The following is a 24,050-nucleotide window of genomic DNA, read 5'->3' on the forward strand; positions in this document are numbered from 1 at the left end:
GCGCTTATGCTCCTGGCTCAGGGGATGGAAAACCGGTTCAACGGTCGAAATATCCGGCGCGGACGGCCGCGCCGATCAGGTTCACCGCAAGGCGGCCGGCAACGATCGAGGTGATGTTGTTGACGTCGCGCGCGGGGGTGATCTCGACGATATCCATGCCGACGACGCGCCCCTTGCCGACAAGGCCGTGGATGAGGCGGCGGCATTGATGGAAGGTCAGTCCGCCGGGCGCGGGGCCTTCGACGCCCGGCGCCTCGGAAGGGTCGAGGCCGTCGGCATCGATGGTGATGTAATAGCGCCCGCCGGCCGGAATGCGCGCCAGGACGGCGTCGATGCCGCCATCATGCACCTCGAAAGCCGGGATGATCTGCGCCCCGTAGGCCATGGCCGCTTCGTACTCTTCCGGCCGGCCGCTGCCCTGGGCGCGAATGCCGATCTGGAAGATCTCACCGATATGCGCCATTTCCGATGCCCTGCGGATCGGGCTGGAGAGGCCGTCGTGAACGCCGTTCACGTCGTTGCGCCAATCGATATGGGCGTCGATCTGCACGAGGGTGATCGGGTCTCCGCCAAGTTCCGACAGCGCGCGGAAGATGGGAATGGGAATACCATGGTCGCCGCCGAAGGTGATGGGCATCGCCCCCGCCTTCAGGATCTTGCGCACGGCCTCTTCGGCCCGCGCGAAATGCCCGCCGCCCGGCACTTCCAGGTCGTATGGCACGTTGCCGACATCCACCGCGCGCACCGGACGGTTGTCGTAGATCGGGCCGCCGACATCGAAATCATGCCGCTCGAGTGAGCGCGAGACACGATCCGTCATGCGACGGATGGTGTCGGGCGCGTTGATCTGGTCGTTGCTGAGCGCATCAGGCGTATAGGCGCTGCCGTGGGGAATGCCGAGAAAGGCGATGTCGGCCGCAAGGGAATCGAGGTCCGTATCCACGGTCGAGTACAGGAAACTGCCGTAGGACGTGGCAGCAGGAACCGTCAGGGGCATGGTCGTCATTTGGCTTCTCTTCGGGCAGGCGCTGAAACGAACGGTCATGCCGGCATTGCGGTGGACCGCGGTCATGATTAAGAAATAACCAGACCTATTTTTTAATCTTTCATGGGGCGCAGTCGGTGAGAAGGACGAGTTTCGAGCCGCGGTTGCAAAATCCGCAACCATGCGATGCGGAGCGAGGTGCGGGCCGATGGCTCCGCGTCTCCTGAACCCGACGCACCGGCAGATCGGTGCGCTTTCAACCATCGACTTGCGCAATATGCAGATGTTCCGGCAGGTCGCGGATGCCGGAGGGATTACCGCGGCTGTGGAGCGCTTCGGCATCGAGAAGACGGCGGCCAGCCGCGCCGTGCGCGCGCTGGAACTGCGGCTCGACGGCTCTTTATGCGCGCGCGGCCCGAAGGGATTTGCGCTCACCGATTACGGGCGGGAGGTCTATGCCGCTGCGGCCGCCATGGACGACGCTCTGGATACGGCGCGCAATCTTATCAACCGGGCGCACCAGACGCTGGAAGGAGAGGTCCGCTTTGGACTTTGCGACAATTGCCTGACGAATACGGACGCGAAGATCTCGGATGCGATCGAGCTGTTCCAGCGAATGGCCCCTTCGGTGCGTTTATCCCTGTCGATCTATCCACCCGACCAGCTCGTGCAGGCCATCGGCGACCGCGAGGTGCACCTGGGCGTGACGTCGGCGGAACATGCTACCGGCGAGACGCTGGTGGGAGAGCCGCTGTTTCTGGAAAAGACGCGGCTTTACTGCTGCCCGCAGCCGGGGGAGCCTGCACCCCATCTGCACAGGCTGGCGACGCGGGGCTATGGCGTGGTGGTGCGCCGCTTCACCAAAGAGGGGCCGGGCCGGATGTCACGGCGCATCGCCGCGGCCTGGACATGTGAGGCCAGCGGGTTGGAGGCGGTTGCGACGCTCATCAATACGGGTCGTTGCGTTGGCCTTCTGCCGGATCACTTCGTGGAGGGCACGCGAATGCGGCGCCCCTTCATCGTGGTTCCCGGCTCGGAGGAGTTGATAACCTCCACGGTGTTCTCGGTCGTGCATGAAAGAGACAGGATCGTTTCGCAGGCCGTCTCGGCCTTGCGCGACGTGCTGATCGACGTCGCGCGCAAAAGCGGCACGGCCGCGAAGGCCAGGGCGATGCTGGGCTGAGCCTCAGTTTGTTTGGCGCGATGTCTGGATGGTTTCGTGTGCGGTTTCATGGGCGGCGGCATGCGCTGCACCGCTCAAGGTTCTGCAAAATATGGTGGGCGCGACAGGGATCGAACCTGTGACCCCCTCGGTGTGAACGAGGTGCTCTCCCGCTGAGCTACGCGCCCGATGCAGCGTCCCGGTGTGTCCGGCTGCGAAGGTGCGCCGATATAGTCGGGCCGGGCCTGTCCCGTCAACCGGCTATTGCATGCTCCTGCCACAGTTTGTGCACGAGCTCCGGCGTGACGGCGGCGTAATCGTCGGCAACATGGCTTGCCTCGGCCCGTGCCTCCGCATTCGCGTCATAGCCGAACCCCAACAGGATGGACGGAATGCCGGCATTGAGGGCCGCGCTGGTATCGGTGCGCGTGTCGCCGATCATTACCGCCCGGGCAGGGTTGCCGCCGGCCTGTTCGATGGTGCCGGTGATATGGATGGCGTCGGGCTTGCGCGCCGCGAAGGTGTCGAAGCCGGCAATCGCCGCGAAACGCGCCGAAAGCCCGAGCGAATCGAGCAGCAGCCGCGCCAGCCGCTCGCTCTTGTTGGTGCACACCGCCAGCACGAACCCCGCTTGCTGCAAGCGGTCGAGCGCATCGACCGCGCCGGGGAAGGGCAGCGAATGACGGGCGATGTTAGCCTCGTAGAAGGACAGGAAGCAGGCGACCTGCTCGTCGAGCTCGTCTTCGCCGAGATCCCGGGCGGCCCAGCCATAGGCCGCCTTCAGCATGGCGCGGGAACCGTGCCCGGCAAAAGGACGCACCATATCCAGCGTGACCGGCGCCATCGCCCGGCGTGCGAGGCAATGGTTAAGGCTGCCGGTCAGGTCCGGCGCGGTGTCCACCAGCGTGCCGTCGAGATCGAATATGGCGATGGGAGGCGCAATGGGCGTGGCTGTCGAAACGGTCATAGCGGCATCAAACCTGCCTGTGCCGCGGCGTCAAGCGGAGGCAGGGCAAAGGGACGGCTTCCGCGCCTGCGGCAAACGCATTAAACGGGGCTGATTGCAGCTTGTGGCCAGCACGGGGATTCGCCGCGCCGGCGGTACCCTATACGAAGGACTGCGAAATGAGTGATGCAGCACGCCTGAAGGAAGACGCGGCACGCGCCGCGCTTGCCCATGTGGAGGGCGGGATGCGGCTTGGCCTCGGTTCCGGGTCGACGTCCGAGGCCTTCGTGCGCGTTCTGGCCGAGCAAGTCCGCGAGGGGCTGGAGATCGTCGGCGTGCCGACGTCCGAGCGCACCGCGCGCCTCTGCCGCGAAACCGGCGTGCCGCTGACCACGCTCGACGAGACACCCGAACTCGACCTTGCCATCGACGGCACGGACGAGGTCGATCCTGCCCTGCGCCTGATCAAGGGCGGTGGCGGCGCGCTCCTGCGTGAAAAGATCGTGGCCGCTGCCTCTGCGCGCATGATCGTGATCGCCGATGCGTCCAAGCAGGTCGAGACGCTGGGGGCGTTCCCGCTGCCGATCGAGGTGAACGGCTTCGGGCTGGTCGCCACCTATCTCGCCATCGAGCGGGCTGCCGGGCTTCTTGGGCTCAGCGGCGGGCTGACATTGCGCAAGACGGGGGAGGAGCCGTTCTTCACCGATGGCGGACACCTGATCATCGATGCATCTTTTGGCCGCATTCCCGATCCAGAAGCGCTGTCTGCCGCATTGTACGCGGTGCCCGGCGTTGTCGAGCACGGCCTGTTCCTCGGACTGGCGACCTCGGTAGTCCTTGCCTCCGACACTGGCATTCGCGTGCTGGAAAGGTAAGGTCTCGGCGGTCCATCGGTCGCAAGGGGCTTCCCCGGCTCCGATTTATTCATTAGTGAGCAGTCAGCTCATGTTCGAATCCATGGAGATGGAACTTTGAAAGTTCTGAAGCTGAAGTTGCGTCGGTCCATGTGCGCCGCGGCTGCCCTGCTCATACTGTCGGCCGTTCCCGCTTCCGCGCAGGAAATCAGCCCGTCGCACCTTGCAGCGGCCCGGCAGGCCGTCGACGCCATAGACACGACCGAACAGTTCGACCAGATCCTGTTGAACGCGGCGACGCAGATCAAGGCGGAGTTGATCGTCAACAACCCGAACCTGCAGTCGGAAATCTCCACGATGGTCGACGACAACGCGATCGCCTTGGCGCCGCGCCGCGCCGACCTCGAAAACGAGATCGCCCGCATCTACGCCAAGATCTTCACCGAGCAGGAACTGCGCGAGATCGGCCAGTTCTATGCTTCGGAAGCAGGCCGCAAGCTTCTGGCACAGGGCCCCGCCGCCGTCCGCGAAACGATGGGCGCAGCCGATATCTGGGCCAACGGCATCGTGCGCGATCTGCGCCAGTCGGCAGAAGCCGGCATGCGCCAGCTGGCGCCGGCCGCGGGCAACACCGCCCCGGCCCAGTAAGCCCTTCGCCGTCTCCGGCCTTTCGGTGGCGCGTGCATGGCGCGCCCCCTTCACGCTACCAGTCCCCGCAAATTGAGGGCGCCCGATGAGCCACTACGACTACGATCTCTTCGTGATGGGTGGCGGTTCGGGCGGGGTGCGGGCGGCGCGGCGCACCGCCGCGCTGGGTCGCAAGGTTGCCATTGCGGAAGAATTCCGCATGGGCGGAACCTGCGTCATCCGCGGCTGCGTCCCGAAGAAACTTCTCGTCTACGCCTCCAAATTCTCGGAAGAGTTCGAAGACGCCGCCGGCTACGGCTGGTCGGTCGGCGAAACACGATTCGACTGGGCCACGCTGATCGCCGCCAAGGATGCCGAAATCCAGCGGCTGGAAGACATCTATACCCGTAACCTCGAAAAGGCCGGCGCCGAGATCCTGAAGACCCGCGCCGTCCTTGAAGGGCCGCACGCGGTGCGCCTTCTGGAAACGGACACCGTCGTGACCGCCGAGCGCATCCTGATCGCCGTGGGCGGACGGGCGAACCCCTTTGCCGACATGCCGGGCGCAGAGCACTGCATCACCTCCAACGAGGCGTTCCACCTGAAGCGCCTGCCGGAGCGGATCGTTATCCTGGGCGGTGGCTACATCGCGGTTGAGTTCGCCAACATCTTCCACGGCCTCGGCGCGCATGTGACGCTTGTCTATCGCGGCAAGAAGATCCTTGCCGGCTTCGACGACGATCTGCGCGACGGGGTCAGCGCGGCCATGCAGCGCAAGGGCATCGACATTCGGTGCGAGGATACGCTGGTCGAAGTGCGCCAGAAGGCCGATTGCCGGTTCGAGGCGGTGTTGAAGGGCGGCGACAGGCTCGACGCCGACGAGGTGATGCTGGCGGTCGGCCGCAAACCGAACACCGAAGACCTCGGCTGCGAGAAGGCCGGGGTGACGCTGGATCACCTCGGCGCGATAGAGGTCGACGACTATTCCCGCACGAGCGCGCCATCGGTCTGGGCGCTTGGCGACGTCACCAACCGCCTGCAGTTGACGCCGGTCGCCATTCACGAGGCGATGTGCTTCGTGGATACCGAGTTTCTCGGCAAGCCGACCAAGCCGGACCTTGAAACGGTGCCGACGGCGGTGTTCTCCCAACCCGAGATCGGCACCACCGGCCTGACCGAGTGCGAGGCCGGGGAGCGGTTCCGCACTGTGGAGGTGTATACGGCGCGGTTCCGCCCGATGCGCAACATCCTGGCCGGCCGCGACGAGCAGATGATCACCAAGCTCGTCGTGGACGGGGAAAGCAGAAAGGTCGTCGGCGCGCATATTCTGGGCCCGGACGCCGGCGAACTGGCGCAGGTGCTGGGAATCTGCGTCAAGGCCGGGCTGACGAAGGACGACTTCGACCGCACCATGGCGCTACATCCGACGGCCGCCGAAGAACTCGTGACCATGTACACGCCCAGCTACATCCTGCGCGATGGCGCGGTGGAAGACGCATGAGCCTTATCCATGACGACCACCCCGACCTTGCCGCGCTGATCGGCGAGGGGCGGGTCGTCGCCTATTTCGGGTATGGCTCTCTGGTCAATCGCCGAACGCTGCGCACGCGTTTCCTGGGTATTCGTCGCGCCGAGGTGGCCGGGTGGCGGCGCTTCTGGCTGCCGCGGCCGCAGCCGGTGCCGGCGCTTCTGTCGGTGCGGCCCACAGAGGATTTCGTGACGCAGGGCGTCATCGTCTACGACCTCGCCGATCATCTGCCGCTGGTGGACGAGCGCGAGGCCGGCTACATGCGCCGCGTCGTCACAGCCGACAGGATCGTGGTGGAAGATCCGGCGCCGGGCGAGGTGCCCCTGTTCATCTACGAGGCATCTGCCGACGAGGAGACGGCATCCGAAGCGGGCGCATTCATTCTCCAATCCTATCTGGATGCCGTCATGCAGGGCTTCCACGCTCTGTACGGACGTGCGGGGCTGGAGCGCTTCGTGGATGAGACCGAAGGTTTCCGAACGGCGGTGCTGCAAGACAGGCATGCGCCGCGTTATCCACGCCCGGTAGAGCTCGAAGAGGGGGAGGCCGCCCTTTTCGATGCGCTTGTCTCGGCGCGCGGCGCTACCCATCTGCCGCTTGGCTGACACGGCCTTTTTGCCGTGACAATTCAGACCATTGGTGTTTAAACAGCCAGCTTGATGCGTAAAGCTTCCGCAGGAGAATGGGGCAATGACGAAGGATTGGACACCGGCAACCTGGCGCTCGAAGGATATCGAGCAGGTTCCCGACTATCCGGATCCGGCCGCCTTGGCCGAAACGGAGAAGCGTCTTGCCAGCTTTCCGCCCCTCGTTTTTGCAGGTGAGGCCCGCAAACTGAAGCGCTCGCTTGCCGAGGTCGCCGAGGGCCGTGGTTTCCTGCTGCAAGGCGGCGATTGTGCCGAAAGCTTCGCCGAGCATGGCGCGGACAATATCCGCGACTTCTTCCGCGCGTTCCTGCAGATGGCCGTCGTCCTGACCTTCGCCGCCTCTTCGCCCGTCGTGAAGGTGGGGCGGATCGCGGGGCAGTTCGCCAAGCCGCGCTCGTCGAACTCCGAAAGCAAGGGCGGCAAGACGCTGCCCTCCTACCGCGGCGACATCGTCAACGGCATCGAATTCGACGAGGCCTCGCGCATTCCCAGCCCGGAGCGGCAGGAAATGGCGTACCGGCAGTCTGCCGCGACGCTGAACCTTCTGCGCGCCTTCGCGCAGGGCGGTTACGCCAACCTCGATAACGTCCACCAGTGGATGCTCGGCTTCCTGTCGGGCTCGCCGCAGGCGGAGCGATACCGTGAGATCGCGGATCGGATTTCCGAGACGATGAACTTCATGCGGGCGATCGGCATCAATTCCGAAAACCATCCCGCTTTGCGCGAAACCGATTTCTTCACCAGCCACGAAGCCTTGCTTCTGGGCTACGAGGAAGCGCTGACGCGCGTCGATTCCACCAGTGGCGAGTGGTATGCCACCTCCGGCCACATGATCTGGATCGGCGACCGCACCCGGCAGCTCGAGAACGCGCATGTCGAGTATTGCCGTGGCATCCGCAACCCGATCGGGCTGAAGTGCGGGCCGAGCCTGGACCCGAGCGATCTGCTGCGGTTGATCGACCGCCTCAACCCGCAGAACGAGGCAGGCCGGCTGACGCTGATCACGCGCTTCGGACACGAGCGGGTCGAAGCGCATCTGCCCAAGCTGATCCGCGCCGTGGAAGCGGAAGGACGCAAGGTCGTGTGGTCGTGCGACCCCATGCACGGCAACACGATTACCGTGAACGACTACAAGACCCGGCCCTTCGACCGCATCCTCGCGGAGGTGCAGGCCTTCTTCAACGTGCATCAGGCCGAGGGCACGCACCCCGGCGGCATCCATGTCGAGATGACCGGCAAGGACGTGACGGAATGCACCGGCGGCGCCGCCCGGCCTGTCCTGGCGGAAGACCTGTCGGACCGTTACCACACGCATTGCGACCCCCGCCTGAATGCCAACCAGGCGCTGGAGCTTGCATTCCTGGTTGCGGAGCTGGTCAAGAAGCATCACGCGCAAGGTGAAACGCGCACGGCCGTCAATTTCTGACAGGCGGCGCCTCTGACGATCGACTACGAACCCCCGGAGCGCAGCTCCGGGGGTTCTCTATTTCTGGACGGTCTTTTCTTCGTCGGTCAGCGGGCCGACATGGCCGACGCGCGCCACGGGCTGATCCTCCTGCCGGCCTTTTCCCCACATGGGGCCGAACTGCCGCCAGCCGAGATACAGCGCCAGCGCGACGGCCAACCCTATGAGGACATACAGCACCACATGCTCCACGGTTTCGAGCCGGGCAAAGACGGAGCTGATCGAGTAGCCGAAGACGTAGCCGATGGACGTGAAGATGCAGGCCCACAGGCCGGCGCCGATGAAGTTGAGGATCAGGAAGCGTGGCACGGTGATGCTGGACAGGCCGAGGGCGATCAGCCCCGGCATGCGCAGGCCGTAGACATAGCGGTTCACGATGACGAAATAGGCGTGGAACCTGTCCACGAGGCGCAAAGCCTTGGCAAATTTGGGCTTGCGGATCCAGCGCCGGACCCAGCGATGGTTGGAGAAGTAGCGGGCGAACAGGAAGACAGCGAGATCACCCAGGAACGAGCCGACGAAGGCGAGGCTCATCATGAGTTGCAGTGAGTGGCTGCCCTTGTAGGCCAGAAAGCCGCCGATGATCGCGAAGACCTCGCCTTCGAAGAAGGTGCCGACGAAGACGATGATCAAGCCGAACCGGTCGATGAGTCCGAGGATTTCGTACAAGATGCCTCCGCATGGGTCGCGCTTTGTCACTCAAGGTATGCGCCACCTTGCTCCACCGCGCGTGGATGCTTAAGCATCTATCGTCACGGTAGACAAGGAGCCAGTTTCGCAATGCTTATTCCACCGGCGGGCGACATTGCCATGGCGGCCACCGTCGTCGGCGTTCTGTTTCTCGTCCGCTTCCTTCTGACGATCCGGCGCATCCGTGCCGGCGAGCCACGCGCGACGACGATGTGGGCCGATCTCGGACAGGTAACGCAGCCGCTGGCCTTCGGCCGCACGGCCGAGCCCGACAGGCGGCACGCGATGCGGCAATTCGTGGTCGGCGCCGTCTTCACGGCGTGCGGCCTTGCCATATCGGCATGGCTGATTGCCTCCAGCGTCCTTGCGCCCATCGTACAGCGCGGCCTGGACATTTGATTGCTTTCACCCGTACCGCGGAATAAGGCTCCGGCCATGAGTGTCATCGTTCGCTTCGCCCCGTCGCCCACGGGCTACATCCATATCGGCAATCTGCGGCCGGCCTTGTTCAACTGGCTGTTCGCCAAGGAGCGGCCGGCAGCCGCGCCGGGGCGCTTCGTTCTGCGTTTCGACGATACCGATACCGCACGATCGCGCCGGGAATATGCCGACGCCATCTTCGACGATCTCGCGTGGATCGGCATCCACCCGGACGAGGTGGTGCGGCAGTCGGACCGGCTGGCCCTCTACGACGCCGCCGCCGAGAAGCTGCGCGGCAAGGGGCTGCTGTATCCGTGCTACGAGACGGCCGATGAGCTGGAGCGTCGCCGCAAGCGATTGATGGCGCGGGGCCTGCCGCCCGTCTACGGCCGCGAGGCGCTGGCGCTGACGGCCGAGGAACGTGCCGCCTTCGAGGCACGGGGCATCCGCCCGCATTGGCGCTTTCTGCTGCCGAACTTCGCATCCAGCCCCTTCGAGACGCAGCGCACCGAGGTGCATTGGGACGATCTGGTGCGCGGGCCGCAGACGGTGGATCTGGCGTCGCTGTCGGACCCTGTATTGGTGCGGGAAGACGGGTCCTATCTCTACACGCTGCCGTCCGTCGTCGATGACGGCGCCATGGGGATCACCCATGTCATCCGCGGCGACGACCATGTGACGAACAGTGGCGTGCAGATCGCAATCTTCGAGGCGCTGGATTACGCCGTGCCGACGCTCGGCCATCATAATCTTCTGACGACGGTGGACGGCGAGGGCCTGTCCAAGCGCTCGGGCGCCTTATCCATCCGTACTCTGCGGGACGAAGGCTATGAGCCGATGGCGATCGCCTCGCTGGCCGTACTTGTGGGTGCATCCGGGTCCATCGAGCCGATGCAAAGCCTTGGTGCGCTCGGCGCGCGTGTCGACCTGTCGCAGGTGTCGTCCTCCAACGCGAAGTTCGACCCTGCGGAACTTGGGCGCCTGAACGCGGAGCTGACGCATGAGCTGTCTGCCGAGGCGGTCGCGGCCCGGCTTGCAGAGTTCGATGTCCCGCCACAGGATGCGGAAGCCTTCTGGATGGCGGTGCGCGGCAATTGCAGCAAGGTTGCCGACGCCGCGGAATGGGCACGCATCGTCTATCGCGGGCCATCGCAGATCGTGTTTTCGGGCGAGGATCTTGAGTTCCTGCGCACGGCCTTCACGCTTCTGCCGGCAGAGCCATGGGATGGCGACACCTGGCGCGTGTGGACCAATGCCGTGAAGGCCGCGACCGGCCGCAAGGGCCGGGGGCTTTTCATGCCGCTTCGCCTGGCGCTGACAGGGGTGGACCATGGCCCCGAACTGGCCGCGCTTCTGCCCGTCATCGGCCATGCCCGCACCGTGCAGCGCATTCCCTGAACAATAGGGGGGTGCAAAGGCGGGCGAGCCCGCCTTTGCCGAATTGCCTGACGGTCAGCCGCGCTTCTGGACCGCTTCGGCCACGGCGATGGCCGTCATGTTGACCACGCCGCGCGAGGTGGCCGACGGGGTCAGGATGTGCGCCGGCGAGTTGGTGCCCAGCAGGATCGGGCCGACATGCAGCGAATCCGTCATCGCCTTGACGACGTTCATGGTGATGTTGGCTGCATCCAGCGTGGGGAAGATCAGCAGATTGGCAACGCCCGTTAGCGTCGACTGCGGCATCACGCGGCTGCGCAGCTCTTCCGACAATGCGGCGTCGCCATGCATTTCTCCGTCGATTTCCAGGTTCGGCATGGCCTGCCGCACGATGGCGAGCGCCTCGCGCAGCTTGATCGCATCTTCCGTTTCACCGGTGCCGAAGTTGGAGTGCGACACCAGCGCGACCTTGGGCGCGATGTTGAAGCGGTCCAGTTCCTTGGCGGCAAGCTGGGTGAACTCGGCGATATCGGCAGCGGACGGGTCTTCCTGCACGTAGGAATCGGCAAAGAAGAGCGGGCCCGACTGCGTGATCAGCAGGCTGAGGGCCGAGATCTTCGACACGCCGGGCGTTGCGCCGATAACGTGGCGGATATCACGGATATGGCGCGAGAAGCGGCCCGCAAGACCGCAGATGAGGCCATCCGCCTCGCCGCGGGAAACCGACACCGCGCCGATGACCGTGGTGTTGGTGCGCACGATGGTGCGGGCGGTGTCCGGGTTGACGCCCAGACGGCCGACCTTGGAGAAATAATGGTCCACATAGTCGCGGTAGCGCGGGTCGTCTTCCGGGTTGACGACTTCGAAATCCTTGCCGGGACGGATGCGCAGGCCGAAACGCTCAAGGCGCGTCTGCAGGACGCTCGGACGCCCGATCAGGATGGGCTGGCAGATGTTTTCCTCCAGCAGCACCTGGGCGGCGCGCAGCACGCGCTCGTCTTCACCGTCGGAAAAGATGATGCGCTTGCCCGATTTGCGCGCCACGGCGAACACCGGCTTCATGATCAGGCCGGAGCGGAAGACGAAGCGGTTGAGCTTGTCCAGATAGGCATCCCAGTCGGAGATGGGGCGCGAGGCGACGCCGGTGGCCTCGGCGGCGCGCGCCACGGCCGGCGCGATCTTCAGGATCAGACGGGGATCGAAGGGTGAGGGGATGAGATAGTCGGGCCCGAAGACGGGCGTCTCCGAACCATAGGCCTTGGCCGCAACTTCCGACACTTCCTCTCGCGACAGTTCCGCGATGGCGTCGACGGCGGCGATCTTCATCTCTTCGTTGATCGAGGTCGCACCGCAATCCAGCGCGCCACGGAAGATGAAGGGAAAGCAGATGACGTTGTTGACCTGGTTGGGAAAGTCCGACCGCCCGGTGCAGATCATGGCATCCGGGCGCACGGCCCGCGCCAGATCGGGCATCACTTCGGGGGTGGGGTTGGCCAGCGCCATCACCAGTGGCCGCTCGGCCATCTTTTCAAGCAGCTCGGGCTTCAGGATGCCGCCGGCCGACAGGCCGAGGAAGATATCCGCGCCGCCGATCACATCGGCCAGAGTGCGGGCCTCGGTATCGCGCGCGTAGACCTCCATCCAGCGGTCCATGCGCTTTTCGCGGCCCTTGTAGACGACGCCTTCGATATCGGTGCAGGTGATGTTTTCCAGGCGCGCGCCGAGCGATACGAGCAGGTTTAGGCAGGCGAGGGCTGCCGCGCCGGCGCCCGAGGTGACGATCTTCACGTCCTCGATGGCCTTGCCGGCCAGAAGAAGCGCGTTGCGGACGGCGGCGGCCACGATGATGGCCGTTCCGTGCTGATCGTCGTGGAAGACGGGGATACCCATGCGGGCGCGAAGTCGCTCTTCCACCTCGAAGCACTCGGGGGCCTTGATATCCTCGAGGTTGATGCCGCCGAAGGTAGGCTCCAGCGCGGCCACGACATCGACCAGCCGGTCGATTTCCCTTGCGTCCACCTCGATGTCGAAGACATCGATATTGGCGAATTTCTTGAAGAGGACCGCCTTGCCCTCCATCACCGGCTTGGAGGCCAGCGGGCCGATATCGCCGAGGCCCAGAACCGCGGTTCCGTTGGACACGACGGCCACGAGGTTGGCGCGGCCGGTGTAGTCGGCTGCCAGCGAAGCGTCTTTTTCGATTTCCAGGCAGGGCGCGGCGACGCCGGGCGAATAGGCAAGCGCCAGATCGCGCTGGTTGCCGAGCGTCTTGGTGGCGCGGATCTCCAGCTTACCCGGCTGCGGATATCGATGGTAGAACAAGGCCTGTGCGTCGAGATCCCGGTTCGGCTGGTTCGGCTGGATGTCTTCTGTTCCGGGCATCGGTTCCTCGCTGTTGTATGGGCAGCCCCGCCAGGAGGCGGAAGGTCTCGTCTAGAACATCGGCGCACGCCGCGCAAAGGTCTGGGCATCCCCTACACGCATTTGTTGTGCTTCGGTCATTCGAAACAGTTTGGCATCGATCCGTGCAATGCCTGAGGTCGGCGCAGTATCATATGGATGTCATGGGAATCGGGCATTGGCTGCACTGCAGGTAAACAGGAGCTCGCAGCCCCATGGACTCCATATCGGACGTGCCTGGCGGCACCGCCGCACCCGCCACCATCGCGCGGCAGTTCCGCACGCTGTTCCTTTCCGATGTTCATCTGGGCTCGAAGGCCGCGCAGGCCGAGCTGCTGGTCGACTTCATGCGCTTTCACACCGCGCCGACCATCTATCTCGTCGGCGATATCGTCGATGGCTGGCGTCTGCGTCGTAGCTGGCACTGGCCGGCCTCGCACAACGATGTCGTGCAGAAGCTTCTGCGGCAGGCGCGCAAGGGCAGCCGCATCATCTACATACCGGGCAATCACGACGAGTTTCTGAGGCCGTTTCCCGGCGAGCATTTCGGCGGTATCGAAGTGCGCATCGACGATGTCTTCGAGGCGGCCGACGGGCGCCGATACCTCGTTATCCATGGCGACGAATTCGATGTCGTGGTGCGCAATGCGCGGCTGATCGCCTATCTGGGCGACTGGGCCTACGACGCCGCCATCGCCGTCAACCATGTCTTCAACCGCATGCGGCGCTGGGCCGGCTTTCCCTACTGGTCGTTGTCGTCCTGGGCCAAGCTGAAGGTCAAGAACGCCGTCAGCTTCATCGGCGCCTTCGAGGATGCGCTGGCTGGCGAGGCGCTGCGGCGCGGATGCCAGGGCGTGATCTGCGGTCACATCCATCATGCCGCCATCGCAGAGCGGGCCGGCATCACCTACATCAATACCGGCGACTGGGTGGAAAGCTGCACGGCCATCGGCGAACGGCACGACGGCACCTTCGAGATGATCCGCTGGACCGGCCATGGCATGCAGGGCGTCACCGGGCACGAGGCGGAACGCGCGGCCGAGCCCGTTGCGGCCTGAGGGGCCGCCTACCACCAATTGACGAAGCAAGCATTCCGAAGGCGCGCGGGCTTCCTGGCGGAAAGACGCTATACCTTGGCGTAACGCCAAATCTTCAAGTCTTTCAGCCGGGTGCTCTGGAATGCAGGTCGCGTATCTCATCAATCAATATCCCAAGACGAGCCACAGCTTCATCCGCCGCGAGATCCTGGCACTGGAAGCCGCCGGCCAGACGGTTGTGCGAACCGCAATGCGTGGATGGGACGCCGACCTTGTGGACCCGGACGACCGGGCAGAGCAGCAGCGCACCTTTTACCTGTTGAAGGACGGCGCACGGCCGCTGGCCGCGGCGATGATGCGGCTGGCCGTGAAGCGGCCCGCAAAATTCGGGCAGGCGGTCAAGCTGACGGTGGCGATGATGCGGCGCAGCGACCGCTCTGCCGCGCTCCATGCCATCACTTTGGCCGAGGCCTGCCTGCTCGTCGAGTATCTGGAGAAGGCCGGGGCAACGCATATCCATGCGCATTTCGGGACCAACTCGGCGGAAGTCGCCATGCTGGCATCCTGCCTTTCGGACATCCCCTACAGCTTCACCGTCCACGGGCCCGACGAATTCGATGCGCCGCGCTTCATGAAACTCGGTGAGAAGGTGGCGCGCGCCCGCTTCGTCGCGGCAATCAGCCATTTCTGCGCCAGCCAGATCTTCCGCTGGGCCGCCTTCGAAGACTGGGGCAAGGTGCGGATCGTCCGCTGCGGGCTCGACCCGGACTATTTCCTCGACAATCCGCCACCGCCCTCCCACCCGAGGCGGCTGGTCTGCGTCGGCCGGCTTGGCGGACAGAAGGGGCATTGGATCCTGGTACAGGCAGCTGGCCTGCTGCACCGGCAGGGCGTGGATTTCGAGCTGGTTCTCGTTGGCGACGGCGAGTTGCGAAGCGAGATCGATGGTCTCATCCGGTCGGAAGGGCTGGAGGGCGTCGTGCGCATAACCGGCTGGGCCAGCGGCGAAGAGGTGCGCGCGCAGCTTCTGGCGGCGCGGGCGATGATCCTGACAAGCTTTGCCGAAGGACTACCGGTAGTCATCATGGAAGCCTATGCGCTCGGCCGGCCGGTGCTGGCCACCGAGATCGCCGCTATCCCCGAACTGGTGAAGGAAGGGGAGACGGGCTGGCTCTTCGGCGCCGGCTCCGTCGAAGATGCCGCCGATGCGATGCGCCGCTGCCTCGAGACGCCGGATGTCGCCTGCGAGGATATGGGCCGGCGCGGACAGGCGCTGGTGCGCCAGCGCCATGATCTGTCGCGCGAGGCAGGTTACCTCGCCGAACTGTTCAGGGCCTGAAGGCCGGTTCCGAGACGGCTCCGGCAATGCCGTCGCGGCTTAAGCCGCGACGCTGCCGCGCATGTTCACCTTGCGAAATGGCGTAACCTTGCCTTCGCTTTCCGCCGAAAGGCGGTTGGCAAGGCGCACGGCAAGGGCCATGGCCGTCAGGGTGGGGTTGGCCTGACCCGAGGTCGGCAGAACCGCCGTGCTGGTGACGAACAGATTGGGCAGGTCGAAGCTGCGCAGATTGCCGTCGACGACACTGTCGCGGGCGTTGGCGCCCATGCGGACCATGCCGATCTGGTGCGTGCCGTGCCGTGCCTGGGCCATGACGGCGGCCACACGCTCTTCGCGCGGCATGCGATAGTCGATCCGGCCGAAGCCAGTCTTCTCCAGCCAGGTCTCGAACAAATCGTGCACCTTGACCACCGATTGGGCGTCCGAGCGCGGAAAACGCAGATCGATCTCCAGCCTTGGCAATCCCAGCGCATCGGTCTTGTCGGTCAGCCAGACGCGGCTGAGCGGATCGGGACTATGCTCGGAATGATAGGACAGGCCGTAGCGCCGGTTGCGATTATGCACGAACAGGCCGGGCAGGCGCTCGCGACGGCCATAGCGGCGCATTAGGAAGCCGGCGGCCTGGGCCATCGCTTCCGGCGCACCCTTCAAGACGTTCTGCAGGTGCGCCCTGATCTCGCGCGGGGCATCGGGAATGTGCCGCCGGCGGATCGCCTCGGCGACGATGAGACGGCCGACAGGTCCCAGCGCCATCACCAGATAGACGAGCGACAGGATGGGGCTGCCATGGCGCGGATCGGCCACAGGCGGCACCACCGGCCACAGAGCGGTGTTGAGGACGCCCTCTCGAAGCTGGGTCTCCATGCTGGGCACGAAGCGCCGGCGGACATAGGAACCGCTGTCGTGGACGAAGAAGTCGAAAGCCTTGTCGATATCGCCTGTCGCCATGGTGATGTCGGCGATCTCGCCGATCAGATGTCCCATGTAGTATCGGCCGAGAGGGCCATCGGGCCCGCCGAACAGGTTTGCATGCCGGCGCTGCGTCGCCAACAGAAGCCGGGCGCTTTCCAGCCCCCCGGCCGCGATGACGAGCCTGTCTACGCCGAGGCGCCGCCGTTCCCCGCCGTCGGCACGGACGATTTCCACGTCGCGCACCCGCCCATCGGGCGAAATGCCGATATCGGTGACGACGCAGCGCAGCCGGACATCGATCAGCGGGCTGCGGGCCAGAAGCTTGCGATGGGTGACATGAAGCTTCTGCTCGTTGGCCCAGCGCTCCAGCGTATCGAAGCTGAAGCTGTCGTCCGCGCAGGTGACGCCCGGGATCGGCGCGCTGTAGACGACGTCGCCGGCATCCGCGATCTGGCATGCCCGCGCGTAATGCGGGAATATATCGTCATACGAGATGGGCCAGTTCGCATTCACCAGGCCGGGCCTCGGAACGAAGTCGACCGGATCGTAGATGACGCAGCGTGCGCCCCACAGGTTGGATGTACCGCCAAGCGCACGCGCCGTCGCCACGCTCATGTCGTCGTGCCGGTCGGGCGTCGCGAAGTCCGCTTCGGCCAGCGCCTGGATGGAGTCGGACTGGCGGTGACCGCCGGATTCCAGCAGCAGGACAGGTATCTTCAGTCGCTCAAGCTCGACTGCCAATGTAATGCCGACAGGTCCGGCCCCGACGATGCAAACGCCGGAAAAGGATGTCCCAAGGCCATCGAAATCATCGTGGATCATATGGGTTTTTCCGAGTGGTTGAGATGCCGACGCCGGAAAAAGGAGGCGGGGCTTTCTCGTAAAAAGGTTAAAATAATTCTACAAAACCGCATCTAAACAGCAGGTTGGGAAAGCTTGGTTGCAACACGGTTCAAGACGTTCGCATTGAACTGGAAAATAATCCCCGCTTCAATCTCTACTTTCACGGCATCGTTACAGAGTCTTTAGGGGTAGGCGGCGGATCACTCCGCCGCCATCAGCATCCCGTCATCGTTGCCGCGCGCGGCCTCCGCTTCGGCCAGGCACTGGCGCATGCGTTGCGCCAGAACGCGCACGCAGGGCTCCAGCACCATTCCGTCATGGTCGCCCGGAACGATGGAGACGACCAGCTCGTCGACATGCGGCGTCCAACCATTGTCGTCCAGGACGATGGTGCGGCCTTCCTGCAGACGGCGGCCATCGCGCAGGCGGTAGACGACCTCCGGAACAGGACGGAACAGGTGCACCGTCCCGCCATAGGGCCGCACATTGTAGAGCTCGAGCGCACGGCGGAAGGCCGTCTCGATATTATGGTTGTGGAACTGCTCGCCGCCGGTCTCGCCGGCCGCGGCGGATTCGCGCTCGCGCTTCTCCTTTTCCCACAGCATGCGGTTGCGCCACCATTGCGAGACGAAGGACAGCTTGTTGCGCCGGATATCCTGCAACTTCATGTCGAAGCGGTCGATCTGGCTGATCGCCGGCTGCGTCGGCAAAGGCGTATCCAGCATGATGAGGCGCTCGACGGTTTCTCCCGCTTCCGTCAACTGACGCGCGATCTCGAATGCGGTGATGCCGCCACCCGAGAAGCCGCCCAGAAGGTAGGGTCCGTGCGGCTGCACCATGCGGATTTCCGCCAGTATGTCGGCGGCCGCGCCCTCGAACGTCTCGTGCGGAGCCTCCATCCCGTACAGTCCACGCGCCTGCAGCCCGTAGACGGGGCGGTCGGCGCCCAGATGCAATGCCAGATGGCGCAGGTTCAGGATGTTGCCGAACATGCCGGCGCACAGGAAGAACGGCGTTGCCTTGGGATCGCGGCCGGGATGCATGGCCACCAGATGCGTCATGCGCGTGGCGGCCGCCGTTTCCGCGCCCGGGGTTGCAGTGGCTTCCTCGCCCTCGTCGGAGATGCCCGTCCTTTCGGCGATCAACCGCGCGCAGGCCGCGATGGTGGGCGCCTCGAACAGGACCGAGATGGGGAAGTCGACGCCGTACTCCTGGCGGATCATGCGGAACAGGCGCACGGCGATCAGCGAGTGGCCGCCCATGTCGAAGAAGCTGTCGTCGACGCCGATTTCCTCGATGCCCAGCAATTCGCGCCAGAAGGCCGCAAGGCGGCGCTCCACCGAATTACGCGGCGCCACGTAATCGCGCTCCGAGGCCGGACGCTCGAAAAGCTGTGCCGGACGGGCCGGTTCCGCAGCAGGCTGCGCCGCCCGGGCGATCAGCGCGTGCAGGTCGATCGACGAGATGATCGGCTGCGTTTCCTGGGTGGCCAGCGCTCTCTGCAGAAGCTGGAACCCTTCTGCCGGCCGTATGCCCTGCGCCACCTGCGCGGCAAGTGCCGCCACGGCCGGTGACAGGGACGGGGTCGTTGCCGGCGCCAGCGGGGCGGCGGCTTCGCCGCCGGCAAAGCCGGTATCGCTGGCAAGACGCTTGATGATGAAGCGCTCGATCTCCACCACGGCGACGCCGTCGGGGCCGGCCAACGTCACGTCGAAGGCGGCATAGCCCTCACCGAGGTCGTCGGCGTCGGCCAGGCGCAGATGGCTGTAGATCTGGCGCGGCAGGGCCGCGTGAACCTTGATGCTGCCGTAGGATGCAGGCGCCCAAAGCACATCCGTCTCCCCGTAGCCGGGGATCAGCTCCATCGCGCAGCCCGTGGCGATGTCCATCAGGGCCGGATGCAGCAGCATGGCGTCGGCGCCGGCTTCCGGCGCCAGCGTCAGCTCGGCCAGCGCTTCGCCCTGGCCGAGGCCGAGCTGCTTGAGCACCCGCCAGCGCGGGCCGAAGCGGACATGGCCTTCCTGCGCGGCAACCAGCGAGCCGCCCTCCGGCGCTGCGCGCCGGTCCGGGCACCGCTCGAAGGCGGAGCGAACGTCGAGAGTGCCGGCCTTTCCGGCGCCGAAGCGCAGCGATGCCTCTGCGTGGCGCTGCCAGACCGTTCCGGCGCTCGCCGCCAGAATGGCGACGCGCCAGCCGTCCTTGCGCTTTTCCAGGCGGGTGCGCACGATCTTTTCTTCGCCGTCGGCCACGTCCAGCGGCCGCAGAAAGACGAGGTCCGATATGGTCAACTGCGACGGCAGCCCATATTCGCGCGCGGCTTCCACAATGAGTTCGATATAGCCGGTGCCCGGCAGAAGCGCCGTGCCCGATGTCAGCCGATGCTCGGACAAGAGCCAGTCGCGCTCGGGCGAAACGGTCCGCTCCAGCCAGTCGACGCCGTCGGCGTCGGCTTCCCACCGCTCGAAGAACGGGCCGTGGCGCACCGGCTGGCCGGTGGTGTCGGCGCGGGCGCGGCCCATGGCGCGTGCCGCAAGGCCGGTCTCGTCCCAGATGCCCCAGTGTACGGCCACCGTCTTGCGGTTGCTGCGGCCACGCTCGGCTTCGGCAAAGGCGTTCAGGTAGGCGTTGGCCGCAACGTAGTCCACCTGCCCGGCCGGGGCCGTATCGGTGCTCGTGGACGAGAAGAGGACAAGGAAATCCAGCGTTTCCCGGTCGAGCACGTCGGCCAGGACATTGGTGCCCAGTACCTTCGGGCTGAACACCTCTTCGATGTCCATATGCGTCTTCAGCGGGATCAGGTCATCCTTGACGAGGCCGGCGGCATGGAACACTCCGTCGATGCGCCCGAAGGCGCGGCGGGTTTCTTCCACGGCGGCGGTCATCGCTTCCTGGTTGCCGACATCGGCGGACAGGCACAGGACGTCGCCGCCTGCGGCCTCCATGGCCTCGACGGCTTCGATCAGCGTGCGCAGGCGGTCGCCCCGGGCCAGGGCATGCTTCAGGCTCGGCCATTCTTCGCGGGCAGGCAAAGCGCGGCGGCCGACCAGCGCGATGCGTGCCGCATGCCGCTCCACGAGCTGGCGGGCCAGCGCCAGCGGCAGGTCGCCGTGGCCGCCGGTGAACAGATAGACGCCGCCGGTGCGGTAGGGCACTTCGCCCGTCTCGGGCAGCTTCAGCGCCGCATGGCTGCGGCTCCAGCGCAGGCCCTTGCGCCACGCCACGATTTCGGATGCCGGCGCGCCGAGAAGCTCGTTCCACAGATCGTCGGGCGTCGTGCCGGATGCGGGTCCGGCCTCGGCCTTGCCCCGGACGAACAGGCCCCGGCGCTTTTCGGCACCGGAAGCCGCGCGCGGCAGGTCGAAATCGATGACGCGGACGGTGACGCCCGGCATCTCTTTCGGCAGGACCTGACAGGGGCCGAGAACGGTGGCCTTGTCCGGATAGGGCAGGGCCTCGTCGCCCACGCGCTGCATGCCGTTGGTGGCGACCGTCAGGTGCAGCGGGGCGGCGATGCCGGCGTCGGCCATCGCCTGCGACAGGTGCAGCAGGCTGTAGAAGCCGCATTCCTGGTTGCGGTGGAAGAAGCTGGAACCGGGGCGATGCTTTTCGCCCTGCGTCAGCAGCCACAGATGGAGCATCTCGGTGGGCAGTTCGCCATCGGCGGCGAGCCCGCTGAACAGCGCGTCATAGCCCGACCGGTCGCCTTCCGGGCACACCACGTAGGAGTCCGGTCCGCGTTTGCCGAAATTGTCGCCCTGCCGCACCGTGGCCACACGGTGTCCGAGGGCGCGCAGGCGCCCGGTGATCTCGGCGCCGACGCCGGCTTCGTCCTCGAAGACGAGCCAGAAGCGCTTCGCCATCTCGCCATCGCTTTCGATGTCGGCGACGGAACGCTTCCAGACCGGGCGGTAACCCCATTGCGACAGATCTTCCTGGCGCACCAGCGCCGGGGCGTCGGAGCCCTGCTGTTCGCGGGCGGCCGCCTCGATGAAGTAGCGGCGATGCTGGAAGGCGTAGGTCGGCAGCGAGACGCGGCGGGCGCCCGGCGCGGTCCACAGACCGTCGAAATCGCCGGCCAGGCCGGTTGCCCAGAGGCGGCCGAGGGCGGCCATCAGGCTCAGCCGGTCGTCACCCTTCTCGTCGGCATGGGGCAGGGCGTTGACGATCTGGTTGGCGTCGATCGACCCCTGCGCCTTGGCAAGCGACGACAGGGCGCGGCCAGGGCCGACCTCGACATAGATGCGGGCCTTGTCCTGCGCCAGAAGCCCCATGCCCAGCGCAAACTGCACGGTGGAGCGCAGATGGCGGCACCAGTAGAGCGGGTCGGTGGCTTCCGTGTCCGTCAGCCACGTTCCCGACAGGTTGGAAACGATGGGGATGCGCGGAGCGCCAAGACGGATCGTGCGAAGGAAAGCTTCGAAGCGCGGCAGGATCGCGTCGAGCATCCGCGAATGGGCGGCGATGTCGATGGGAACGCGCGTCGCGTCGATCCCGTCGGCGGCCAGCGACTGGCGGAACGCCTCCAGATCTTCGTTGAGGCCCGATACGACGCAGAACTGCGGCGCGTTGACCGAAGCAAGATCGAGCGCCTCGGGCAGGCGTGCCTTCAAGGCCGCCGGATCCATCGGCACGCTGAGCATGCCGCCGGGCGCGATGGTGGCGAAGAGTTCGCCGCGCAGCCGAACCAGGCGCACGGCATCGGCAAAGGAGAAGACGCCGGCAAGGCAGGCCGCCGCATTCTCGCCCATCGAATGGCCAATCAGCGCCTGCGGCTGGATGCCATGCGCCATCAGGTGCCGGCCGACGGCGATTTCGATGATGAGGATGGCGGGAAGCTGGACCGATGGCCTCAGAAGCGTCTCTGCCGCCTTCGTATCGCCGGCAGGCGCCTCGAGCCAGGCAGCGCGGATTTCGCGCGCGGCTTCCGGGGCAAGGGCGGCAAGCCCTTCCTCGACCGTGGCGCGGAAAGCCTTGTCCTCGGCGTAAAGGCGCGCCGCCATGCCGGTATGCTGTGCGCCGCCACCGGGGAACAGGAAGACCGCGCCGGCGGGGGCGTCGAGTGCCGTATGCGTGAAGGCGCGGCGCGTTTCGGCGTCGCCCAGCACCTCGATGGCGTCGCCGCGTCCACGCACGGCCACCACGCGCCGATGCTCGAACGTCTTGCGGCCGGTGGCCAGGGTAAAGGCCGTGTCTGCGAGGCTCAGCGAGGCATCCTGCTTCAGCCGCGCCGACAGGCGCGCGACGGCGCCGTCGAGCGCCTTGCGGTTGCGGGCGGAGAACACCAGAAGGCGCGGGGCGTTGTCGTTGTCGGCGGTGTCCGTACGTCCGCCGCCATGGCCGGCCGGGGCCTGCTCCAGAATGACGTGGGCATTGGTGCCGCCGACGCCGAGAGAGTTGACGGCGGCGCGCCGGGGGGCGCCCAGATCGGTCCACGCGTTGAGCCGGTCGTTGACGACGAAGGGGCTGTCGGCGAAGGGAATGGACGGGTTGGGCTTTTCGTAGTTGAGGCTGGGCGGCACCATTGCGTGCTTGACCACCAGGGCGGCCTTGATGAGGCCGACCACACCGGCCGCCGTATCGAGATGGCCGATATTGGTTTTCACCGAGCCGATGCGGCAGAAGCCGGTTTTGTCGGTGCCCTGACGGAAGGCCTGCGTCAGCGCCTCCACCTCGATCGGATCGCCGAGATAGGTGCCGGTGCCGTGGCATTCGACATAGCCGATCGTTTCGACATCCAGCCCGGAAAGAACCTGGGCCTCCACGATGGCCTCGGCCTGGCCGGAGACGCTGGGTGCGAGGTAGCCGGCCTTGGTGCCGCCGTCATTGTTGATGGCGCTGGCCTTGATGACCGCATGGATGACGTCGCCATCGGCGATGGCATCGGACAGACGCCGCAACGCGACGATGGCGACGCCGCTGCCGAACACCGTGCCGGCGGCACGATGGTCGAAGGCGCGGCAATGGCCGTCGGGCGACAGGATCTCGCCGTCCTGGAACGTATAGCCGCGGCGGTGCGGCAGCTCGATCGTCACGCCGCCGGCCAGCGCCATGTCGCACTCGCCGCTCATCAGGCTCTGGCAGGCATAGTGCACGCCGACGAGCGAGGTGGAGCAGGCGGTCTGCACATTCACGCTGGGGCCGCGCAGATCGAAGGTGAAGGAGGCGCGCGTGGACAGGAAGTCCTTGTCGTTGCCGGTGTGCCGCAGCAGGAACATGCCGGTGTCTTCCACCAGCTGCCGATTGCTGCAGACATTGAAGTAGAAATAGCTGCCCATGCCGCAGCCGGCGAAGACGCCGACGGGGCCGGCGGTGGCGTCGGGCGTGCGCCCGGCATCTTCCATCGCCTCCCAGGCGCATTCCAGGAACTGGCGATGCTGCGGGTCCATGATGGCCGCTTCCTTGGGGCTGAGCCCGAAGAAGTCCGCATCGAACTGCTCCATATCGGCAAGGTCGGCAGCGCGGGGCACGTAATTGGGGTGGTGGATGCGGTCGGGTGATTCCCCCGCCTCGATCAGCTCTTCACGGCTGAGGGTGCGGATCGATTCCACTCCGTTGCAGAGATTGTCCCAGAACTCCTGCACGTTCCTGGCGCCAGGTACGCGCAGCGCCATGCCGACAATGGCAATGTCGTTGGGTGAAATCGTCTCGTTGGCCATCTCGCTCCGCCCGCAAATGTTTAGAAAATCCATTGCGCGGCGAAAACGTCACGGTGCCGCTGGCGACAGGAGTAAGCCTTCGGGCGGTGCGCGTCATGATAGCATTTGGAAAGATCGGGCTTATGCCGAAGGGATAAAATAGCGGACCTTGCTACCGCTTCC

At 65.6% G+C, this 24,050-nt stretch carries 16 protein-coding genes and 1 tRNA gene; 10 read left to right on the forward strand and 7 right to left on the reverse strand.

Going from position 1 to position 24,050, the window contains the following annotated elements; translation table 11 throughout:
• Nucleotides 1-37: 37 nt before the first annotated feature.
• Entirely contained in the window at nucleotides 38-1,006 is a 969-nt protein-coding gene (locus AUL31_RS03660; RefSeq protein WP_409359934.1) for an agmatinase, read from the reverse strand.
• Between the two features lie 187 nt (nucleotides 1,007-1,193).
• Here AUL31_RS03660 and AUL31_RS03665 point away from each other — a divergent pair, with 187 nt between their 5' ends.
• Nucleotides 1,194-2,168, forward strand: coding sequence for a LysR family transcriptional regulator (locus AUL31_RS03665; protein ID WP_060601456.1), 975 nt, complete (start codon nucleotides 1,194-1,196; stop codon nucleotides 2,166-2,168).
• Between the two features lie 92 nt (nucleotides 2,169-2,260).
• On the opposite strand, the gene AUL31_RS03670 is transcribed toward AUL31_RS03665, so the two are convergent.
• Together AUL31_RS03670 and AUL31_RS03675 are read right to left on the reverse strand one after the other, a co-directional pair.
• A tRNA-Val gene (locus tag AUL31_RS03670) sits at nucleotides 2,261-2,335 on the reverse strand.
• A 65-nt stretch (nucleotides 2,336-2,400) separates the two neighbouring features.
• Complete coding sequence (locus tag AUL31_RS03675; RefSeq protein ID WP_060601461.1) at nucleotides 2,401-3,114, reverse strand: HAD family hydrolase; 714 nt, start codon at nucleotides 3,112-3,114, stop codon at nucleotides 2,401-2,403.
• Nucleotides 3,115-3,272: 158 nt separating this feature from the next.
• On the opposite strand from AUL31_RS03675, the gene rpiA reads away from it, so the two are divergent.
• The 5 genes from rpiA to AUL31_RS03700 all read left to right on the forward strand — a co-directional run bounded on the left by rpiA (nucleotide 3,273) and on the right by AUL31_RS03700 (nucleotide 8,175).
• Nucleotides 3,273-3,968: a ribose-5-phosphate isomerase RpiA gene (rpiA, locus tag AUL31_RS03680; protein WP_060601464.1), complete on the forward strand. Its 696-nt coding sequence runs from the start codon at nucleotides 3,273-3,275 to the stop codon at nucleotides 3,966-3,968.
• A 96-nt stretch (nucleotides 3,969-4,064) separates the two neighbouring features.
• Nucleotides 4,065-4,595, forward strand: a complete 531-nt coding sequence (locus AUL31_RS03685; RefSeq protein WP_244489304.1) for a DUF2059 domain-containing protein — start codon at nucleotides 4,065-4,067, stop codon at nucleotides 4,593-4,595.
• Nucleotides 4,596-4,680: 85 nt separating this feature from the next.
• Nucleotides 4,681-6,075, forward strand: a complete 1,395-nt coding sequence (gor, locus tag AUL31_RS03690) for a glutathione-disulfide reductase (protein ID WP_060601478.1) — start codon at nucleotides 4,681-4,683, stop codon at nucleotides 6,073-6,075.
• Nucleotides 6,072-6,707 (forward strand): gamma-glutamylcyclotransferase family protein, encoded by a 636-nt coding sequence (locus AUL31_RS03695; RefSeq protein ID WP_060601481.1) that lies wholly within the window; start codon nucleotides 6,072-6,074, stop codon nucleotides 6,705-6,707. Before gor ends, AUL31_RS03695 begins: the two co-directional genes overlap by 4 nt.
• 85 nt (nucleotides 6,708-6,792) lie before the next feature.
• A complete protein-coding gene (locus AUL31_RS03700; RefSeq protein WP_060601484.1) occupies nucleotides 6,793-8,175 on the forward strand; it encodes a class II 3-deoxy-7-phosphoheptulonate synthase in 1,383 nt (460 codons plus the stop codon).
• Nucleotides 8,176-8,232: 57 nt separating this feature from the next.
• Here the strand turns inward: AUL31_RS03700 and AUL31_RS03705 are convergent, their stop codons facing one another.
• Complete coding sequence (locus AUL31_RS03705) at nucleotides 8,233-8,883, reverse strand: DedA family protein (protein ID WP_082646766.1); 651 nt, start codon at nucleotides 8,881-8,883, stop codon at nucleotides 8,233-8,235.
• Nucleotides 8,884-8,994: 111 nt separating this feature from the next.
• Here AUL31_RS03705 and AUL31_RS03710 point away from each other — a divergent pair, with 111 nt between their 5' ends.
• Nucleotides 8,995-9,303: a hypothetical protein gene (locus tag AUL31_RS03710; RefSeq protein ID WP_060601487.1), complete on the forward strand. Its 309-nt coding sequence runs from the start codon at nucleotides 8,995-8,997 to the stop codon at nucleotides 9,301-9,303.
• 36 nt (nucleotides 9,304-9,339) lie between these two features.
• Nucleotides 9,340-10,722, forward strand: a complete 1,383-nt coding sequence (gltX, locus tag AUL31_RS03715) for a glutamate--tRNA ligase (protein ID WP_060601490.1) — start codon at nucleotides 9,340-9,342, stop codon at nucleotides 10,720-10,722.
• Nucleotides 10,723-10,776: 54 nt separating this feature from the next.
• Here gltX and AUL31_RS03720 read toward each other — a convergent pair whose 3' ends face one another.
• Complete coding sequence (locus AUL31_RS03720; RefSeq protein WP_060601493.1) at nucleotides 10,777-13,083, reverse strand: NADP-dependent malic enzyme; 2,307 nt, start codon at nucleotides 13,081-13,083, stop codon at nucleotides 10,777-10,779.
• 233 nt (nucleotides 13,084-13,316) lie between these two features.
• On the opposite strand from AUL31_RS03720, the gene AUL31_RS03725 reads away from it, so the two are divergent.
• Together AUL31_RS03725 and AUL31_RS03730 are read left to right on the forward strand one after the other, a co-directional pair.
• Complete coding sequence (locus AUL31_RS03725; RefSeq protein WP_060601496.1) at nucleotides 13,317-14,159, forward strand: UDP-2,3-diacylglucosamine diphosphatase; 843 nt, start codon at nucleotides 13,317-13,319, stop codon at nucleotides 14,157-14,159.
• Nucleotides 14,160-14,280: 121 nt separating this feature from the next.
• Complete coding sequence (locus AUL31_RS03730; RefSeq protein WP_060601499.1) at nucleotides 14,281-15,477, forward strand: glycosyltransferase family 4 protein; 1,197 nt, start codon at nucleotides 14,281-14,283, stop codon at nucleotides 15,475-15,477.
• Nucleotides 15,478-15,516: 39 nt separating this feature from the next.
• On the opposite strand, the gene AUL31_RS03735 is transcribed toward AUL31_RS03730, so the two are convergent.
• Nucleotides 15,517-17,211 carry a GMC oxidoreductase gene (locus AUL31_RS03735; protein WP_060601502.1) on the reverse strand — a complete coding sequence of 565 codons (1,695 nt, stop codon included), beginning with the start codon at nucleotides 17,209-17,211 and terminating at the stop codon, nucleotides 15,517-15,519.
• Between the two features lie 221 nt (nucleotides 17,212-17,432).
• Nucleotides 17,433-23,888, reverse strand: a complete 6,456-nt coding sequence (locus AUL31_RS03740) for a type I polyketide synthase (RefSeq protein ID WP_060601507.1) — start codon at nucleotides 23,886-23,888, stop codon at nucleotides 17,433-17,435.
• Nucleotides 23,889-24,050: the final 162 nt, after the last annotated feature.

It is taken from the genome of Aureimonas altamirensis, from assembly GCF_001463885.1.
In the GTDB taxonomy this organism is placed as follows: Bacteria; Pseudomonadota; Alphaproteobacteria; order Rhizobiales; family Rhizobiaceae; genus Aureimonas; species Aureimonas altamirensis.

What these genes read in the sequence shown, in the direction of transcription:
- AUL31_RS03660 (WP_409359934.1), bottom strand. Translation starts at nt 1,006, where the DNA reads ATGACGACCATGCCCCTGACGGTTCCTGCTGCCACGTCCTACGGCAGT.
- AUL31_RS03665 (WP_060601456.1), top strand. Translation starts at nt 1,194, where the DNA reads ATGGCTCCGCGTCTCCTGAACCCGACGCACCGGCAGATCGGTGCGCTT.
- AUL31_RS03675 (WP_060601461.1), bottom strand. Translation starts at nt 3,114, where the DNA reads ATGACCGTTTCGACAGCCACGCCCATTGCGCCTCCCATCGCCATATTC.
- rpiA (WP_060601464.1), top strand. Translation starts at nt 3,273, where the DNA reads ATGAGTGATGCAGCACGCCTGAAGGAAGACGCGGCACGCGCCGCGCTT.
- gor (WP_060601478.1), top strand. Translation starts at nt 4,681, where the DNA reads ATGAGCCACTACGACTACGATCTCTTCGTGATGGGTGGCGGTTCGGGC.
- AUL31_RS03695 (WP_060601481.1), top strand. Translation starts at nt 6,072, where the DNA reads ATGAGCCTTATCCATGACGACCACCCCGACCTTGCCGCGCTGATCGGC.
- AUL31_RS03700 (WP_060601484.1), top strand. Translation starts at nt 6,793, where the DNA reads ATGACGAAGGATTGGACACCGGCAACCTGGCGCTCGAAGGATATCGAG.
- AUL31_RS03710 (WP_060601487.1), top strand. Translation starts at nt 8,995, where the DNA reads ATGCTTATTCCACCGGCGGGCGACATTGCCATGGCGGCCACCGTCGTC.
- gltX (WP_060601490.1), top strand. Translation starts at nt 9,340, where the DNA reads ATGAGTGTCATCGTTCGCTTCGCCCCGTCGCCCACGGGCTACATCCAT.
- AUL31_RS03720 (WP_060601493.1), bottom strand. Translation starts at nt 13,083, where the DNA reads ATGCCCGGAACAGAAGACATCCAGCCGAACCAGCCGAACCGGGATCTC.
- AUL31_RS03725 (WP_060601496.1), top strand. Translation starts at nt 13,317, where the DNA reads ATGGACTCCATATCGGACGTGCCTGGCGGCACCGCCGCACCCGCCACC.
- AUL31_RS03730 (WP_060601499.1), top strand. Translation starts at nt 14,281, where the DNA reads ATGCAGGTCGCGTATCTCATCAATCAATATCCCAAGACGAGCCACAGC.
- AUL31_RS03735 (WP_060601502.1), bottom strand. Translation starts at nt 17,211, where the DNA reads ATGATCCACGATGATTTCGATGGCCTTGGGACATCCTTTTCCGGCGTT.
- AUL31_RS03740 (WP_060601507.1), bottom strand. Translation starts at nt 23,888, where the DNA reads ATGGCCAACGAGACGATTTCACCCAACGACATTGCCATTGTCGGCATG.